Here is a 17,050-nt window from a genome sequence, read left to right on the forward strand (position 1 = left end):
CTACAGGACAACCCATTGCCGCCGGTACGGGGAACTGCGCGATGTTGCCACCGGCGGCGTGCATCCCACCATCGCACAGTTCATCGGCTACCTCCGCGTTACTGCGCCGCCTGGTAGCGGAAGGTCAGCAGATAATTGCGCCCCGGCTGCGCGTACCAGCGTGCGGTCTCGTACTGGCGGTCGAAGACGTTGTTGGCGGTGAACTGCACCTTCCAGTCTGCGGTGATCGCATAGCTCACGCGCAGATCCAGCAGGCCATAGCCGGCCAGCCGCTCGGTGTTGGCAAGATCGTCGTAACGCTTGCCGGAACCGAACAGGCTGGCCCCGACACCGAAGGCGCCGAAACTGCGGTCGGCATCGATGCGCCCGCTCTGCCGCGCCCGGCGCGGCAACCAGTTGCCATGGTTGACCTCTCCATCGGCCTGCGGCTGCAGCCAGGTCAGCGCGCTGCGCAGGGTCCAGCCGACCAGGTCGGTGTCGTAGCCGGCTTCCACGCCGCGGATGCGCGCCTTGTCGATGTTGTTCGGCTGGCCGAAGGGGTGCGCCGCATCCACCAGCGCAGCGTCGTAGGCGATCAGATCGTCGATGCGGGTCTGGAAGGCGCTGAGCGTCCAGGTCCCCCAGGCGTAGGTGCCGCGCAGGCCCAGCTCGGCACTCTTGGAGGTCTCCGGCCCCAGCAGCGGGTTGCCGTAATCCGGGTAGTACAGCTCGTTGAAGGTGGGCGCCTTGAACGCGGTACCGTAGCTGGCGGTCAGCCGCAGATGCTCGGCAACATCCCAGCCCCACAGCAGGCTGCCGGTGGTCTTGCCGCCGAACTGGCTGTTGTCGTTGCGGCGCAGGCTGGCCTGCAACGACTGGCTGCCGAAGCCCTGCTGCCACTGCGCGAAGGCGGCGCGGTCGATGCGGCTGTCGGCGTCGTAGGTGTCGCTGCTGGCGATGGCGTCGCGCTGCCAGTCGAAGCCGACCGTGAGCAGGCCCCGCCCGGTGTTGACGTCGGCCTGCAGCGAGCCCTGCTTGCGGCGCGTATCGTAGGTGGACAGGTACGCGCCATCGTAATAGCTATCGCTCAGATCGGCACTGCTACCCAGGCTGGCAGTGAATTTGAGCGCGTCGCTCGGCGCATAGCGCACGCGGCCGCCCACGGCCTGCTGCACGCCCTTGCCCAGGTTGCCGCCGAAGGCCGAGCCGTCGTATTCGTTGCGGCTCTGCGCACGCAAGGCGTGCACATCGGCATCCCATTGGCGATTGAAGCGCCATCCGCCCTGCATGCTCAACGAATCGTTGCGATAGCCGTCGCGGTCCGGGTCGTAGGCGCTGGAACTGGTATCCAGATACGCATTGATGCCATCGGTTTCGTCGTGCACCGCGTTCACTGCGTACCAGCCGCCGGCCTCGCTCAGATCGCCCTGGCTGCGCCCGGCGACACCGGCGCCATAACGGCGGGCATTGTCGCTGCCGGCCGCCACGCTCAGCGTGGGCACGAAGCTGCCTTGCGGGCGACGGGTAAAGATCTGGATCACCCCGCCCAGCGCCTCGGAGCCGTACAGGCTGGAAAACGGCCCGCGCACGATCTCGATGCGCTCGATCTGCTCGATCGGCAGATCCTGCAGTGCCGCGCCGCCGGCAGTAGCCGATCCGATGCGCACGCCGTCGATCAATATCACCAGATGATCCGATTCGGTGCCGCGCAGGAACAGCGAGGTCTGCTTGCCGGGACCTCCGTTATTGGCCAGCGACACACCGGCCTCGCCACGCAGCAGGTCCTGCAACGAATTGACCTGGCGGCGCTCGATCTGCGCGCGGTCGATCACGGTGACCGGCGCCAGTGTCTGGTCCTGAGTCTGCGCGGTGCGCGAGGCGGTCACCACCACTTCGTCCAGATCGATGGCGGCCTCGGCCTGGGCCAGGTTGGCCAGGCACAGCGACAATCCCGCGGCCAACACGGCGCGACATGGCAAAACGGAAGAAACGGACATCGACTGCTGCTCCTGGAACCGCGCCTACCCGCGCGGGGGCAATGGGGGTCGGCAGGCGGCAACGGGCCAGGCATCCGGCGCGCAAGCACCAGATGCACAGGGCCACGCCCACCGCGTGCCGGATCAATCCCTCAGGCCGGTCTCCGGGCTTGCGAGCGGAAGCGGTCGCTTCCCGGATCCACGCCTTCCCATGCACAGCACAGTGGCTTTACCTGCGGACCCTTGTCTCGCCCACCGTTGCGGGGGCAGCTCCGGACTTGCGCATCGCCCAAGGCGATGCGCGCACCGGATTCCCGTTTAAACCACCGGCCAGCCGGCAGTCACCTCAGGGGCGCGCATGGTAGCAGGCGCCTCCACGGTCTGCGACCACCGGCCAAGCCAAGCGCGTCGCCACGCGCCGGAATGGTGAATGCTGATGTCTTCTCCCCGGACATTGCCCGGTTTCATGAGCAAGAAGCTGCCCCGAAGGATCGGATGAGGGGACGGAGCGCAGCCTCATGCAGCGTAGGGAAGTAGCACGTCGGGCTGATCCGCTGCCGAGCTTCATCGCGCACATACGTGTGGGCTTTGTCCCCGTACCCTCACCCCTCGCTCCGCGCCCCAGCCCGCGCCAGCGGCGCGGGCGCTCCGAGGCTTGCGCGCCAATGGCGCGCAAGCCGTGCCTCATCGCCCCGCGGGGAGAGGGGCTTGTTCCCTTCTCATATCGAAAGCCTGTTCCTTCTCCTATCGGGACATTGTTCCCCGTCATGGGGAGAAGCTGGCGCGCAGCGCCGGATGAGGATGCGAGCGAAGCCTTATGTGCATCTCACGCTCCCTGCAGCGCCTGCTCCAGATCGGCCAGCAGATCATCGATATGCTCGATCCCGATCGACAGCCGCACGGTGTCTTCGCTCACCCCGGCATGCTCCAGTTCGGCCGGGCCGAGCTGGCGATGGGTAGTGGACGCCGGGTGCGTCGCCAGTGACTTGGCATCGCCGATATTCACCAGCCGGGTGAACAGCTGCAATGCATCCAGAAACCGCGCACCGGCCGCGCGCCCGCCGGGCAGGCCGAAGGTCAGTACGCCCGAGCCGTGCCCGCCCAGGTACTTCTGCGCCAGCGCGTGCTCGGGGTGATCGGGCAGCGCCGCGTAATTGACCCAGGCAACGCGCGCATGCTGCTGCAGGTAGCGAGCAATCGCCAACGTGTTGGCGTTGATGCGCTCCATTCGCAGCGGCAAGGTTTCAATCCCTTGCAGTATCAGAAACGCATTGAACGGCGACAACGCCGCGCCGGTATTGCGCAGCGGCACCACGCGTGCACGGCCGATGTAGGCAGCTTCGCCCAGCGCATCGGTATACACCACGCCGTGATAGCTCACGTCCGGTTCGTTGAGGCGCGTAAACCGTTGTTTGTGCGCTGCCCACGGAAAGCGGCCGCTATCCACGATCGCCCCGCCGATGCTGTTGCCGTGGCCTCCAAGATATTTGGTCAATGAATGCACCACGATGTCCGCACCGAATTCAATCGGGCGCAACAGCGATGGCGTGGCCACGGTGTTGTCCACGATCAACGGCACGCCGTGCGCATGCGCCACTGCCGCCACCGCCTCGATGTCGGTGATATTGCCGCGCGGATTGCCGATCGACTCGACGAACACCGCCTTGGTGCGCTCATCGATCAGGCCGGCAAACGCCTGCGGATCGCGATAATCGGCAAAGCGCGCGCTGATGCCGAACTGCGGCAAGGTATGCGCGAACAGATTGTAGGTGCCGCCATACAACGCACTGGAGGAGACGATGTTGTCGCCAGCCTCGGCGATGGTCTGGATCGCATAGGTCACCGCCGCCTGCCCCGACGCCAGCGCCAACGCGCCGATGCCGCCTTCCAGCGCAGCCACGCGCTGCTCCAGCACGTCGTTGGTCGGGTTCATGATGCGGCTGTAGATATTGCCCTGCACCTTGAGGTCGAACAGGTCCGCGCCATGCTGGGTATCGTCGAAGGCATAGGCAACGGTCTGGTAGATCGGCACCGCCACCGCGCGCGTGGTCGGATCGGGACGGTAGCCCCCATGCACGGCGATGGTTTCGGGCTTCCACTGCGGATCGGTCATGGCGCGGCTCGCTCTGGGAAAGAGTGCCGACCATAGCCGGGACTGCAGGTGCGTTTGCAAACCAGCGGGAATGACCTCATGCCGCCGCGTTGTGAGCGCCAACGAATGCCCCGCATGCGCCATCCATTTACGCAAACGGGCACTGCCTGCGCAGTGCCCGTTGCTTGCTTCAAGTTCTACCAGCGCTGCGGCCGGCGCCGCGTCTCAGCCCTTGGTGAACAGCAGCCGCCCACCTTCTGCACGCACGCGCACGGTGTCGCCGCTGAGATAGTGGCCGGAGAGGATCTGCTGGGCCAGCGGGTTCTCCACCTGCGACTGGATCGCGCGCTTGAGCGGGCGCGCGCCGTACACCGGATCGAAACCAACATTGCCGAGCAATTCCAGCGCTGCATCGTCCAGGTCCAGCTTGAGGCCGCGCTCGGACAGGCGTTTTTCCAGCCCATGCAACTGGATGCGCGCGATCGACTTGATCTGCGCCTTGTCCAGCGGGTGGAACACAACGATGTCATCCAGCCGGTTGATGAACTCCGGGCGGAAATGCGCCTGCACCACGCCCATCACCGCCGCCTTCATCTGCGTATAGGCCTCGGCGCTGCCGTCGCCGGACAGCTCCTGGATCTGGTGCGAGCCCAGGTTGGAGGTCATCACGATGACGGTATTGCGGAAGTCCACCGTGCGGCCCTGGCCATCGGTGAGGCGGCCGTCGTCGAGCACCTGCAGCAGGATGTTGAAGACATCGGCGTGCGCCTTTTCCACCTCGTCCAGCAGGATCAGCGAATACGGACGCCGACGCACCGCCTCGGTCAGATAGCCGCCCTCCTCATAGCCTACATAACCCGGAGGCGCACCGATCAGCCGCGAGACCGAATGCTTCTCCATGAACTCGCTCATGTCGATGCGGATCATCGCCTCGGTGCTGTCGAACAGGAAGTCCGCCAGCGCCTTGCACAACTCGGTTTTGCCCACGCCGGTGGGACCCAAGAACAGGAACGAGCCGCTCGGGCGATTGGGATCGGACAGGCCGGCACGCGAACGCCGCACCGCGTCGGAGACCACTTTGATTGCCTCGTTCTGGCCGACCACGCGCTGGTGCAGCTCGTCTTCCATGCGCAACAATTTGTCGCGCTCGCCTTCGAGCATCTTGTTGACCGGAATACCGGTCCAGCGCGACACCACCTCGGCGATTTCCTCGGCGGTCACGCGGTCCTGCACCAGCTTGAAGTCGTGATGCTCGACCTCGTTGGCCAGCAGCATCTGCTTTTCCAGCTGCGGCAGCACGCCGTACTGGATCTCGCTCATCTTGGCGTAGTCCTGGCGCCGTTGCGCGGCTTCCAGTTCCAGCTTGGCGTGCTCGATCTGCTCCTTGACCTTGGTGGTGCCCTGCAGCGCAGCCTTCTCCGAGGTCCACAACTCGTTGAGGTCGTAGAACTCGCGTTCGAGCTTGTCGATGTCGGTTTCCAGATCGGCCAGGCGCTGACGCGAGGCCTCGTCCTTTTCCTTCTTCAGCATCTCGCGCTGGATCTTGAGCTGGATCAGGCGGCGCTCCAGGCGGTCGAGTTCCTCCGGCTTGGAGTCGATCTCCATGCGGATGCGCGATGCCGCCTCGTCCATCAGATCGATGGCCTTGTCCGGCAACTGGCGGTCGGTGATGTAGCGGTTTGACAAGGTGGCGGCGGCGACGATCGCCGGGTCGGTGATCTCCACGCCGTGATGCACCGCGTAGCGTTCCTTCAGGCCGCGCAGGATCGCGATGGTGTCTTCCACCGTCGGTTCGCCCACGAACACCTTCTGGAAGCGGCGCTCCAGCGCGGCGTCCTTTTCGATGTACTTGCGGTATTCGTCCAGCGTGGTGGCGCCGATGCAATGCAACTCGCCGCGCGCCAGCGCCGGCTTGAGCATGTTGCCGGCATCCATCGCGCCATCGGCCTTGCCGGCGCCCACCATGGTGTGCAGCTCGTCGATGAACAGTATGATCTGGCCTTCGTTCTTGGACAGGTCGCTGAGCACGGCTTTGAGGCGTTCTTCGAACTCGCCGCGGAACTTGGCACCGGCGATCAGCGCGCCCATGTCCAGCGACAGCACGCGCTTGCCGCGCAGGCCTTCGGGCACTTCGCCGTTGATGATGCGCTGGGCCAGGCCCTCGACAATGGCAGTCTTGCCCACGCCGGGTTCGCCGATCAGCACCGGGTTGTTCTTGGTGCGCCGCTGCAACACCTGGATGGTGCGGCGGATTTCTTCGTCGCGGCCGATCACCGGATCGAGCTTGCCGCTCTCCGCACGCGCGGTCAGGTCGATGGTGTATTTCTCCAGCGCCTGGCGTTGTTCCTCGGCGTTTTCCGATTGCACGGTCTCGCCGCCGCGCAGCTTGTCGATGGCCGCCTCGATCTTCTTCTTGTCGCCGCCGGCCGCGCGCAGGGCCACACCCAGCGGGCTGGCATCGTCAGCGGCCGCCAGTACGAACCACTCGCTGGCGATGAAGGCATCGCCGTGCTGCTGGGCCAGCTTGTCGGTCTGGTTGAGCAGGCGGTTGAGATCGTTGCCGATCGACAGGTTGCCTTCCTGCCCCGACACCTTGGGCAGCGTGTCCAGCGCCTCGCCCAGCCGCTCGCGCAGCAACGGCACGTTGACGCCGGCCTGCGACAGCAGCGGGCGCGTGCTGCCGCCGCTCTGGTCGAGCAGCGCGGCGAGCACGTGCACCGGCTCGATGATGTTGTGGTCGCGGCCCACGGCCAGCGACTGCGCGTCGGCCAGTGCCTGCTGGAACCGCGAGGTGAGCTTGTCCATCCGCATGGGAAATCCTCTGAACGGGTGGCCGGCGACGCCGGCGATACCGTGCAGATGCGGCTGCCGTGCGGGGTTTCAAGGTGTGGCCGATGCCGCAAGTGCAGATGCGGGGCACCAAGCCCGGCGCACGCTGCCTGCTGTGGGGCTGCGCAATGTTGGCTCTGCGCGTTGGCATTGGCATTGGCTTAGGGGCGGACCCAGGCCGACGACCCGCCCGCTAGACGATCCGCCGCAGCGGCACAGTGGCGTGCGTCGCACCGCCCTGCCCCGCACCGGCGTCCTCTGCGTCCTCGGCATCTTCAGTGGCCGCCGGCGCCGGCAGCTGTGCGGTCCCCAGCAGACGCGACAGCACCTGCGCCTGGATCGCGGCGAGCGCCGGCAAGCCGGGAGTGCGCGGGTGCGCTACCGGCACTGCCACATCCAGGCCGACCTGGCCGTGCTCGATCACCACGATGCGGTCGGCCAGCGCGCTGGCTTCGGCGACGTCATGGGTGACCAGCACCAGGGTGAAGCCATGCTGCCGCCACAGCTGCACGATCAGCTGCTGCATCTCGATGCGGGTCAGCGCATCCAGTGCGCCCAGCGGCTCGTCCAGCAGCAACAGCCGCGGCCGATGCACCAATGCGCGCGCCAGCGCCACGCGTTGCCGCTGCCCGCCGGACAGCGCCGCAGGCCAGTCACCGCCGCGCGTGCCCAGCCCCACCGCATCCAGCGCTGCCTGTGCCTGCGCGCGCCCGGCACGGCCCAGGCCGAGCGCCACATTGTCGATCACCCGTTTCCATGGCAGCAGCCGCGCATCCTGAAACATCAGCCGCACCGCATCGCGCCGGCGCGCCAGCGGCGCATCGCCACTGTCCAGGCGTCCGGCATCGGCACTTTCGAGACCGGCGATGACTCGCAACAGCGTGCTCTTGCCGCAGCCGCTGCGACCGACCACGGCCACGCAGCTGCCTGCTGCAATCTCCAGATCGATGCCGCGCAATACATCGCTGCCGCCATAGCGCTTGACGATTCCACGCAGGCTCAGCGGCAGGCCGTTGCCTGGTGTGGTCATCGCGACACCTGCGCGCGCCGTTGCTGAGCCGGATGCCAGCCCAGCCACCAGGCCTCGAGCCCGCGTGCGGCCAGATCGGCAAGCTTGCCGAGCAGTGCATACAGCACGATCGCCACCACCACGATGTCGGTCTGCAGGAACTCGCGCGCATTGGTTGCCAGGTAGCCGATGCCGGAACTGGCCGAGATGGTTTCGGCCACGATCAAGGTCAGCCACATCAGTCCCAAGGCAAAGCGCAGCCCGACCAGAATCGATGGCAGTGCGCCGGGCAGCAAGACATCGATGAACAACTGCGGCCCACGCAATCCGTAATTGCGCGCCATCTCGATCAACGCCGGGTCCACGCTGCGGATGCCGTGGTAGGTATTGAGATAGATCGGAAAAAAGGTACCCAGCGCCACCAGAAACAACTTGGCGCCCTCATCGATGCCGAACCACAGGATCACCAGCGGAATCAACGCCAGGTGCGGCACGTTGCGCAGCATCTGCAGGCTGCTGTCGAGTACGCGTTCGGCCACGCGCGACACGCCGGTCAACAGGCCCAACACCAGGCCGAGGCTGCCGCCGATGACCAGGCCCACGGCGGCGCGCCAACTGCTGATTGCCAGGTGCTGCCACAGCTCTCCGCTTTGCACGAGCGTGGCCGCCGCACGCAGCACCGCGTCCGGCGCCGGCAGGATGCGCTGCGGCAGCCAACCGATCGATGCCGCGCCCTGCCATGCGGCCAGCACCGTCAATGGCAACAGCCACGGCAACAGCCGGTTGCCCCACCGCCATGCACGGGCGCTCATTGCATCGCCCCCGTGGTGGCGGTGCGCATCTGCGACGCAGCCACCCGCATCACTTGCGTGCCGCTTGCGCGGCAACCGCGGCCGGCGCACGCCACACCGCCGGTGCCACCAGCACGCGCCTGGGCAATAAGCGCTGCGCGTAGAACAGATCGGCAGTGGCCTGCTGCGCCTTGATGACCTCGGCGCTGAGCGGCTGCACGCTGGCAGGCGGGCGATGCGCCAAGGTGCGCTCGACCACCGCAGGCGACAGCCCGCTCACCTGCGCCAGCACCTTGATGCTGCCGGCGCGGTCGCGTTCCAGCAGGCCGTCGGCCTGGTTGAGCGTGCCCATCACTTGCTGCACGAACGGACCCCACGCCGTGGCATAGCGGCGCGAGGACAGAAAGAACCCGCCGGTCAACCCCAACCCCTCGCCGTTGGCGAACAGGCGCGCACTGCCATCCAGCGTCAAGGCCGAATACCACGGGTCCCAGATCGCCCACGCGTCCACCTGGCCGGCTGCAAACGCGGCGCGCGCATTGGCCGGCGACAGGTACAGCGGCGTGATGTCGCGCAGACTCAGGCCGGACCTGGCCAACAACCGCAACAGCAGGTTATGCGCGCTGGACCCTTTTTGAAACGCGACCCGCTTGCCCTTGAGATCGGCCACGCGCCGCAGCGTGCTCTTGGCCGGCACCAGAACGGTCTCGGCCTTCGGCGTCGGCGGCACCCAGCCCACGTACAGCAGGTCGGCACCGGCCGCCTGCGCGAACAACGGCGGAATATCGCCAGCCCCGCCCAGATCGACGCTGCCCACGTTTAGGGCTTCCAGCAGTTGCGGCCCTGCGGGAAACTCCACCCAGCTGATCTTGGTGCGCGGGAAGCGCTGCTCCAGCAGGCGATGCTGCTTGGCCAGCACCAGGCTCGACACCGCTTTTTGGTAGCCGATGCGCAACTGTGCAGGCTCGGCCGCAGACGCGCACGGCAACCACGCGACACTCATCATCAGCATCAGCGCCCAGGCAATCAGCATGCGCATCGACGATCTCCTCATTGCCAATCGGTTGACGGTTTTTCCCACAGGTTGATGCCGCCCTCGACCGCAAAACGATCGATCTCGGCCAACTCTTCCGGGCTGAAACTCAGGTTCTGCAGTGCCGCGACGTTCTCGACCAATTGCGCCGGCCGGCTGGCACCCAGCAACGCCGAACTCACGCGCGCATCGCGCAGCACCCAGGCCAGTGCCAGCTGTGCAAGGCTTTGCCCGCGCTTCTGTGCAATGGCATGCAACCCACGTGCGCGTTGCAGGTTGTCGTCGGACAGATGCTCTGGCCGCAGCGATTGCCCACCGGGGCGATTGACGCGCGCATCGGCCGGCACGCCATCGAGATACTTGCCGGTGAGCAGGCCCTGCGCCAGCGGCGTGAATGCGATCACGCCGGCACCGATGTCTGCGGTAGTCTCCAGCAGCTCCAGCTCCGGCCAACGGTTGAACAAGTTGTAGGCCGGTTGGTGGATCAACAACGGCACCTTCCACTCGCGCAGCAGTGCCGCGATCTCGCGGGTGCGCGCCGCCGAATACGACGACACGCCCACGTACAGTGCCTTGCCCTGCTGCACCGCACTGGCCAATGCGCCTGCGGTCTCTTCCAGCGGCGTGTCCGCATCGAAGCGGTGCGAGTAGAAGATGTCCACATAGTCCACACCCAGCCGTTGCAGGCTCTGGTCCAGGCTGGACAACAGGTATTTGCGCGAGCTGCCGCCCTGCCCGTACGGGCCCGGCCACATGTCCCAGCCGGCCTTGGTGGAAATGATCAATTCATCGCGATACGGTTTGAAATCCTCGCGCAGCAAGCGGCCGAAGTTCAGCTCAGCGCTGCCATACGGCGGGCCGTAGTTGTTGGCCAGATCGAAATGGGTGATGCCCAGATCGAAGGCGGTGCGCAGCAAGTCGCGCTGCGTCTGGATCGGCGTGCTGTCGCCGAAGTTGTGCCACAGGCCCAGCGACAATGCGGGCAGGACAAGGCCGCTGCGGCCGACCCGGCGGTAGGCGATGCGGTCGTAGCGATCGGGATGTGCGAGATAGGTCATGGGTCTGTCCGGTAGATCAGCGGGCGCTGAAGCGATTGACGGGGCGTGCCAGCCCCAGATGATCGCGCAAGGTGCGCCCTGCATAGTCACGTCGGAACAGGCCGCGTCGCTGCAGCTCCGGCACCACGTGCGTCGCCACATCGGCCAGGCCGCCGGGCAGGTGCGGTACCAGCACGTTGAAGCCATCGGCGGCGCCCTGCTCGAACCACGCCTGCAACTCGTCGGCGATCTGGGTTGGCGTGCCGATCAGGCTGTAATGGCCGCGCCCACCGGCGATGCGGCGGCCGAGCTGGGCAATGCTCAACTGCTCCTGCCCGGCCAGTTCGGTGAACAGCTGCTGGCGGCTACGCTGCCCGGTTTCGGTGAGCGGCAACTCCGGCAACGGGCCATCGGGCGGATAGCCGGACAGGTCGAAGTTTCCCAGCATGCGCGACAGCAGCGCGATACCCACCTCCGGCTCCACCAACTGCTGGAACTGCTCGAACTTGTCCTGCGCTTCGGCCTGGCTTTGCCCCACCACGATGAACACGCCAGGCAGTACCTTCAGCGCATCGCGCGAGCGGCCAAACTGCTCCAGCCGCCCTTTGATATCGGCATAGAACCCCTGTGCCTTGGCCAGCGACGTTTGCGCGGTGAACACCACCTCGGCCGTTTCCGCCGCCAGCGCGCGTCCGGGCTCGGACGAGCCGGCCTGCACCAGCACCGGGTGCCCTTGCGGGGCGCGCGCGATATTGAGCGGCCCGCGCACCTGGAAATGTGTCCCGCGATGATCGAGCACATGCGCACGCGCCGGGTCGTGATGCAGGCCGGCGGCCTTGTCGGCGATGAACGCGTCGTCATCCCAACTGTCCCACAGGCCGGCGACCACCTGCTGGAACTCGCGCGCTCGCGCATAGCGCTCGGCGTGCACGTAATGCGCATCGCGATTGAAGTTGAGCGCCTCGTCGGCGGCGTCGGAGGTGACCAGATTCCACCCGGCCCGGCCGCCGGACAGATGGTCCAGCGAGGCGAACTTGCGCGCCACGTGATACGGCTCGTTATAGCTGGTGGTCATGGTGGCGATCAGGCCGATGCGCTCGCTGACCGCCGCCAATGCGCTGAGCAGCGTCAGCGGCTCGAACAGGCTGGAACGCGCCATCCGCTGTGCGATCGGCCCACCGGCTGCGGCCAAACTGTCGGCGACGAAGACTGCATCGAACTTGGCGGCCTCGGCGATGCGCACCATTTCGCGGTAGTGCGCAAAGTCCAGCGTGTCCGCGCTCGCCTGCGGGTGCCGCCAGGCCGCGACGTGGTGGCCGGTCGCCATGAGGAACGCGCCCAGCGACAGCTGCCGTGGCGCGCTCATCGCCTACCACCCGACACGATGCCCTGGCGGTCCTTGAACCCACTGTTGAAACCCATCGACTGCATCCTCAAAAATCCTTGTGCACTTGCAGGCCGAGATAGCGGCGATCATCGCGCGGTACCAGCCGGTAGACGTTGCCGGTGGCATTGGCCAACAACGGCGCATACGCGCGGTCGCCGAGATTGCGGCCCAGCACCGCCACCCGCCAGCCATGCACGTCATCGGCCAGCGCAATGCTGGCATTCCAGATCGCATACGGGCCCTGGAGGGTTTGCGCGGTCTGGCTGAGGTCGTACTGCACGCTGTCCTGCCAGCTCACGTCGCCGTTGAACTCCAGCGCCAGGCTGCCACGTAGCGGCACGCGGTAGCCGGCGCGCAGGTTGCCCTTCCAGTCCGGTGAGAACGGCAACGGCTTGCCGTCGACATTGCAGTTGGCCGCCGCTGCCGCCGGGCACGCGAAGCGCTGGATACGCGCCTGCGTATACGCCAGCGATGCGGCCAGACTAAGCCGCTCGGTGGGCCGGTAATCCAGGTCCAGCTCCAGGCCTTGCGTACGCACCTGTCCGGCATTGATCAGGCGCGTCACCACCTGCCCGGCCACGGTGTCGAAGAAGTTGGCCTGGTAATCGGAATAGTCGGTATGGAACAGCGCCACGTTCGCACTGAGCCGGTCGTCCAGCGCGCGTGTCTTCAGCCCCAGCTCCCAGGCGTTGGAGGTCTCCGGCTTCAGCGCCGGCGTGTCGCGCGGCTGCATGTTGAAGAACACGTTATAGGCCGGGCCTTTGTAACCGCGCGAATAGGTCAGGTAGCCGGTGGTCTGCGCATTGATGTCGTATTGCAGGCCGGTGCGGCCGGACACGCCGTTTTCCGCAGTGCTGCCACTGCTTGCGGTGGACGGCTGGATACCGGTGACCGGTGCGGCCGAGCTGGATCCGCGCTGATGCCGATACTCGAGCGTGTCGCGGGTAAAACGCGCACCCAGCAGCGCACGCAGATCCGGGCGCCAATGCCAGGTGGCCTCGCCGAACACCGCATAGGTCTGCGCGCGGGTGGCGTAATCGGCCACGCCCACGTTGCTGGCGGTGGGCGTCGTCACCGTGCGGCGATAGGTTTCGTCGCTGCGGGCATGCAGGTAATACAGACCGGCGACCGCTTCCACCGCGCGGTCGCGTGGGGTCTGCACGCGCAATTCCTGCGAATACTGCGTGTAACCCAGCTCGCCGCGATCATGCGATGCGGGAAACGTCGCGCTGCGTTGCGCGGTGCGGTCGCCATCCTGGAATTGGGTGTTATCCCACTGCCGCCATGCGCTGATCGAGGTCAACAGCGCATCGCCGAGGTGCTGATCCAGCTGCAGCGAGGCGCCCTTGTTGATGTCGTCCAGATGCGTGCGGTAATCGCTGTTGATCTGCCGGTTGTCGGCACTGGCAACCACTGGTGCCAGCGCCGCAGCGAAGTCCGCACGTGTGCTGGCCACGACCACGCCGCTGGGCGCGTCGCTGCTCGATTGCAGGTAGTCGGCGAGCAGCGTTGCGTTCAAGCTGGGGTTCGGCGTGAGATCCAGCCTCAGCCGCGCGCCGGCGCGCCGGTAGCCATTGACGGTCTGCCCGTCGGCCACATTGCGCACGTTGCCGCCATATTCGGCCCACAACGCAGACACGCTGGCCTTGAGCACCTCGGGCACCAGCGCACCGCCGATGCTGGCACGCACGCGGTCTTCGTCGCCGCCGCCGAAGTGGGAATAATCCACATAGCCGCCGAACACCTCAGGCGCCGGCTTGCTGACGATACTGAGCACGCCGGCCGAGGCGTTCTTGCCGAACAAGGTGCCCTGCGGCCCGCGCAGCACTTCGATGCGTTCGACATCGAGCAGGTCCAGCGTGGCCTGGCCCGGACGCCCCAGCACCACACCGTCGATCACCGTGGCCACGCTGGGCTCGACCCCTGGCGAGGTGGAGATGGTGCCCACGCCACGCAGGAACAATGAGGTGTCCTTGTTGGAGGCACCGTTGCGAAAGGTCAGGCTGGGCACCAGCGCCGGCAGGTCGGCCACGCTGTTGCGGTTTTCGCGCTCCAGTGTCTGGCCCTGCACCACCGACACCGCCACCGGCACTTGCTGCAAGGTGGTTTCGCGACGCGTGGCGGTCACCGTCACTGCGCCCAGGGTCTGCGCGGCACGCTCCGGCGTGGCAGCAGTCTCCCCTACTTCATCGGCCAGCGCTGGCGTACATGCCCACGCCAGGCTCCACGCCAAGACCTGCGGTTTGGCCAACCATCTGGAAGCAGCAAAGATCCCCGCCGGGGTCCGGTGTTGCGCAGGCATGTACGTCCTTTCGTGGCGTCGGCTGTCGTGTAGCAGCGTTGGTGAAGTTGGTTGTCCGGCAGCGCGATCAACGCGCAGCGAAGCTGGCGCAGCGCAGGCCGGGAAGGCGGTGCAGTGCAATAGCGCATGCTGTTTGCAGCTGCCACGAGCGTCAAATAACCAATGTTTAGGTGGTTATTCACTCACGCCCTGCAGCGCCTGCAGACCACCGGTGAGCGCTGTGGAAGAGGCCCAATGCACAACGCCGGCCCTGTGGCGATAATGGCGACATGGATGTATCCACCAAGCCCTGGCACCTCTACCTGCTGCTGTGTCGCAACGGCAGCTATTACGCCGGCATCACCAACGATCTGGAGCGCCGCTTTCACGCGCATGTGCGTGGCACCGGCGCGCGCTACACACGCGCAAATCCGCCACTAAAAGTGCTCGCCAGTCACCCGTATCCCGACCGCGCCGCCGCCTCGCGTGCCGAGTGGCAGCTCAAGCAGCAACCCCGTACGCGCAAGCTGGCCTGGCTGCTGGCGCAGCCGCCCTGCAGCGCCGGGTCACACCCTTCTGACACCCCGATCACGCCCGCCTAGCCGCCCGCTTCCTACGCTGCGCCATTACGACACCGGAGCAGCGCATGCACTATCAGCTCTATTACTGGAACGGCCTGCAAGGTCGCGGCGAATTCGTCCGCCTGGCTCTGGAAGACGCCGGCGCCAGCTACACCGACGTGGCGCGCATCGACGGCGACAAGGTCATGACCGCCTTCCTGGAAGGCAAGCACGCGGGTGCACGCCCATTCGCACCGCCGTTTCTGCGTGCGGGCGAGGTGGTGATCGCGCAGGTGGCAGCCATCCTGCATGCGATTGGCCCGCAATTGCAGCTGGTGCCCGCCGCCGAGGCGCAGCGCCTGCAGGCACTGCAGTTGCAGCTGACCATTGCCGACCTGGTGGCCGAAGTGCACGACACCCATCACCCCATCGGCGTGGGGCTGTACTACGAAGATCAGACAGCCGAAGCGGCCAAACGTGCCCAGGATCTGCGCGACAACCGGCTACCCAGGTTCCTCGGCTATTTCGAGCATGTACTGCAGCAGGCAGGCGGTACGCACGCGCTTGGCACCCATTCGTACGTGGATCTGTCGCTGTTTCAGCTGGTCAGTGGATTGGAATACATGTTCCCCAAGCGCATGACGACGTTGTCCAAGGAGTTGCCGGGGCTGAAGTCGCTGCAGCAGCGCGTGGCCGGGCGCCCGCGCATTGCCGCTTACCTCGCATCCGAGCGCCGCGTGGCGTTCAACACCAACGGCATCTTCCGCCACTACCCGGAGCTTGATGCGGCGTAGGCGCCGTACCGGCATCAGACGGCGGGCGGCGGGCGGCGGGCGCCTAGTGATACGACGTGCTCACTGCGCAGCTGATGCTTGCGATTGGCCTGTGCTGCGCGTTCGATCCTGTCGTTAACGTTCCCGCGTGATCGGGCACCGCCATGTGTTGCCTGATATCGCAAGTGCAAGGCCGCACGGATGCGGCCTTTACTCTTGACGCAGCCGAACCGACAGCCTCAGCCGCCCTGCAACAACGCCGCACGGATGGCCTGCAGTTGCACCTTTACTGCGGCGGCCTGGGTCGGCCCCAGCCGCAGCAATGCCTTCTGCCCGACCGACGCAGATTCCAGCGCAGGATCGGCAAAGAGATAACGGCCACGCGCGTCGCGCACGACGGCGATCGGCTGGCTTGGCTCCGGCGTGCGCAGCAGATGGTCGATCACATCGATCACGCGGTCGTTGAAGTAACGGTCCGGCGCGCCCAGGTTCGCATAGGCCTGCTGAAACAATGGGTAGAAGCGCACATAACTCCGCACCAGGGCGTGCGCATCCACGTTGGTGAACGCGGCGACGTAGGGCGCATAGCGCGCAGCGTTGGCCTGGTCGATCACGCTGCGCTCGGCGGCGTTGGACACCTGCAGCTCGCCCGGCACCGGCTGCAGCACCGATGCGCGACGACTCATGCTGGGCTGGGTGAGGTTGTCCACCATCACCACCACGCGTTCGATCAGATGCGCGCGCAGCACGATCGACAGCGCGTCGTCGTGTTGCACAAGGTCCAGCAACGCCTGCCATGCGGCATCGTCGCTCTGTGCCAACGCAGGAATCGCTGCATCGGCTGCATCGACCGATGGCGTCTGCACCGGATGACGCGGCGCGGCCGGTGCAGGCGGTGACGGGGCAACAGCGGCAGCCACCGCGCTCGCGGTCTGGCTGATCGGCGCGGGCAACGCGCCCGATGGATCGGAGGGCCCGCGGAACAGCCACCAGGCGGCGCCGGCAATGAGCGGCACGGCCAACAGCCACGGCCAGCGCGAGGACTTGGTTTGCATCATGGAGCTCCTGACATCGACAACATCCAGGGTGTGACCATGAGATGGTGCGGTGGTTCCATCGATGTGAGGTGGCCGCGCATTCATCAATTGCGTGCATACATGGCCAGGCGAGGCTTTGGCATGCGCACGCAGCGCAAACACGCGATCTGCGCGTCATGCATCAGGCGGTCGACACGAGGTCGGGCGCGCACGACCAACGACGAACCGTCGACGCCAGAAACGAGGCGTCATGCGCGAAAAACCGC

The 17,050-nt window shown here is 66.3% G+C and carries 12 protein-coding genes and 1 riboswitch; of the genes, 2 read left to right on the forward strand and 10 right to left on the reverse strand.

Annotated elements, in window-relative coordinates; translation table 11 throughout:
* Nucleotides 1-98: 98 nt before the first annotated feature.
* The 9 genes from btuB to VZ068_RS15910 form a co-directional block, all read right to left on the reverse strand.
* Nucleotides 99-1,976, reverse strand: coding sequence for a TonB-dependent vitamin B12 receptor (gene btuB / locus VZ068_RS15870; RefSeq protein ID WP_349655832.1), 1,878 nt, complete (start codon nucleotides 1,974-1,976; stop codon nucleotides 99-101).
* A gap of 116 nt (nucleotides 1,977-2,092) precedes the next feature.
* Nucleotides 2,093-2,319, reverse strand: a riboswitch (cobalamin riboswitch).
* Between the two features lie 462 nt (nucleotides 2,320-2,781).
* Nucleotides 2,782-4,068 (reverse strand): aminotransferase class I/II-fold pyridoxal phosphate-dependent enzyme, encoded by a 1,287-nt coding sequence (locus VZ068_RS15875; protein WP_349655833.1) that lies wholly within the window; start codon nucleotides 4,066-4,068, stop codon nucleotides 2,782-2,784.
* A gap of 204 nt (nucleotides 4,069-4,272) precedes the next feature.
* Nucleotides 4,273-6,858: an ATP-dependent chaperone ClpB gene (clpB, locus tag VZ068_RS15880; RefSeq protein ID WP_349655834.1), complete on the reverse strand. Its 2,586-nt coding sequence runs from the start codon at nucleotides 6,856-6,858 to the stop codon at nucleotides 4,273-4,275.
* 211 nt (nucleotides 6,859-7,069) lie between these two features.
* A complete protein-coding gene (locus VZ068_RS15885; protein WP_349655835.1) occupies nucleotides 7,070-7,906 on the reverse strand; it encodes an ATP-binding cassette domain-containing protein in 837 nt (278 codons plus the stop codon).
* Entirely contained in the window at nucleotides 7,903-8,697 is a 795-nt protein-coding gene (gene ssuC, locus VZ068_RS15890; protein WP_259152325.1) for an aliphatic sulfonate ABC transporter permease SsuC, read from the reverse strand. Before ssuC ends, VZ068_RS15885 begins: the two co-directional genes overlap by 4 nt.
* Nucleotides 8,698-8,746: 49 nt before the next feature.
* Nucleotides 8,747-9,709, reverse strand: a complete 963-nt coding sequence (locus VZ068_RS15895; RefSeq protein WP_349657727.1) for an aliphatic sulfonate ABC transporter substrate-binding protein — start codon at nucleotides 9,707-9,709, stop codon at nucleotides 8,747-8,749.
* Nucleotides 9,710-9,726: 17 nt separating this feature from the next.
* A complete protein-coding gene (mgrA, locus tag VZ068_RS15900; RefSeq protein ID WP_349655836.1) occupies nucleotides 9,727-10,767 on the reverse strand; it encodes an L-glyceraldehyde 3-phosphate reductase in 1,041 nt (346 codons plus the stop codon).
* A 16-nt stretch (nucleotides 10,768-10,783) separates the two neighbouring features.
* Nucleotides 10,784-12,112 carry an LLM class flavin-dependent oxidoreductase gene (locus tag VZ068_RS15905; protein WP_349655837.1) on the reverse strand — a complete coding sequence of 443 codons (1,329 nt, stop codon included), beginning with the start codon at nucleotides 12,110-12,112 and terminating at the stop codon, nucleotides 10,784-10,786.
* Between the two features lie 67 nt (nucleotides 12,113-12,179).
* The gene (locus tag VZ068_RS15910; RefSeq protein WP_349655838.1) at nucleotides 12,180-14,435 is read right to left on the reverse strand and encodes a TonB-dependent receptor; all 2,256 of its coding nucleotides are present in this window, start codon (nucleotides 14,433-14,435) and stop codon (nucleotides 12,180-12,182) included.
* Between the two features lie 269 nt (nucleotides 14,436-14,704).
* On the opposite strand from VZ068_RS15910, the gene VZ068_RS15915 reads away from it, so the two are divergent.
* Together VZ068_RS15915 and VZ068_RS15920 are read left to right on the forward strand one after the other, a co-directional pair.
* Nucleotides 14,705-15,016, forward strand: a complete 312-nt coding sequence (locus VZ068_RS15915; protein ID WP_259152331.1) for a GIY-YIG nuclease family protein — start codon at nucleotides 14,705-14,707, stop codon at nucleotides 15,014-15,016.
* A 44-nt stretch (nucleotides 15,017-15,060) separates the two neighbouring features.
* Complete coding sequence (locus VZ068_RS15920; RefSeq protein WP_349655839.1) at nucleotides 15,061-15,768, forward strand: glutathione S-transferase; 708 nt, start codon at nucleotides 15,061-15,063, stop codon at nucleotides 15,766-15,768.
* A gap of 218 nt (nucleotides 15,769-15,986) precedes the next feature.
* Here VZ068_RS15920 and VZ068_RS15925 read toward each other — a convergent pair whose 3' ends face one another.
* Complete coding sequence (locus tag VZ068_RS15925; RefSeq protein ID WP_349655840.1) at nucleotides 15,987-16,802, reverse strand: DUF3014 domain-containing protein; 816 nt, start codon at nucleotides 16,800-16,802, stop codon at nucleotides 15,987-15,989.
* Between the last annotated feature and the right edge of the window lie 248 nt (nucleotides 16,803-17,050).

This window comes from Xanthomonas sp. 10-10 (genome assembly GCF_040182365.1).
In the GTDB taxonomy this organism is placed as follows: Bacteria; Pseudomonadota; Gammaproteobacteria; order Xanthomonadales; family Xanthomonadaceae; genus Xanthomonas; species Xanthomonas arboricola_F.

Coding starts and splice junctions, on each gene's coding strand:
- btuB (WP_349655832.1), bottom strand. CDS start 1,976: ATGTCCGTTTCTTCCGTTTTGCCATGTCGCGCCGTGTTGGCCGCGGGA.
- VZ068_RS15875 (WP_349655833.1), bottom strand. CDS start 4,068: ATGACCGATCCGCAGTGGAAGCCCGAAACCATCGCCGTGCATGGGGGC.
- clpB (WP_349655834.1), bottom strand. CDS start 6,858: ATGCGGATGGACAAGCTCACCTCGCGGTTCCAGCAGGCACTGGCCGAC.
- VZ068_RS15885 (WP_349655835.1), bottom strand. CDS start 7,906: ATGACCACACCAGGCAACGGCCTGCCGCTGAGCCTGCGTGGAATCGTC.
- ssuC (WP_259152325.1), bottom strand. CDS start 8,697: ATGAGCGCCCGTGCATGGCGGTGGGGCAACCGGCTGTTGCCGTGGCTG.
- VZ068_RS15895 (WP_349657727.1), bottom strand. CDS start 9,709: ATGCTGATTGCCTGGGCGCTGATGCTGATGATGAGTGTCGCGTGGTTG.
- mgrA (WP_349655836.1), bottom strand. CDS start 10,767: ATGACCTATCTCGCACATCCCGATCGCTACGACCGCATCGCCTACCGC.
- VZ068_RS15905 (WP_349655837.1), bottom strand. CDS start 12,112: ATGAGCGCGCCACGGCAGCTGTCGCTGGGCGCGTTCCTCATGGCGACC.
- VZ068_RS15910 (WP_349655838.1), bottom strand. CDS start 14,435: ATGCCTGCGCAACACCGGACCCCGGCGGGGATCTTTGCTGCTTCCAGA.
- VZ068_RS15915 (WP_259152331.1), top strand. CDS start 14,705: ATGGATGTATCCACCAAGCCCTGGCACCTCTACCTGCTGCTGTGTCGC.
- VZ068_RS15920 (WP_349655839.1), top strand. CDS start 15,061: ATGCACTATCAGCTCTATTACTGGAACGGCCTGCAAGGTCGCGGCGAA.
- VZ068_RS15925 (WP_349655840.1), bottom strand. CDS start 16,802: ATGCAAACCAAGTCCTCGCGCTGGCCGTGGCTGTTGGCCGTGCCGCTC.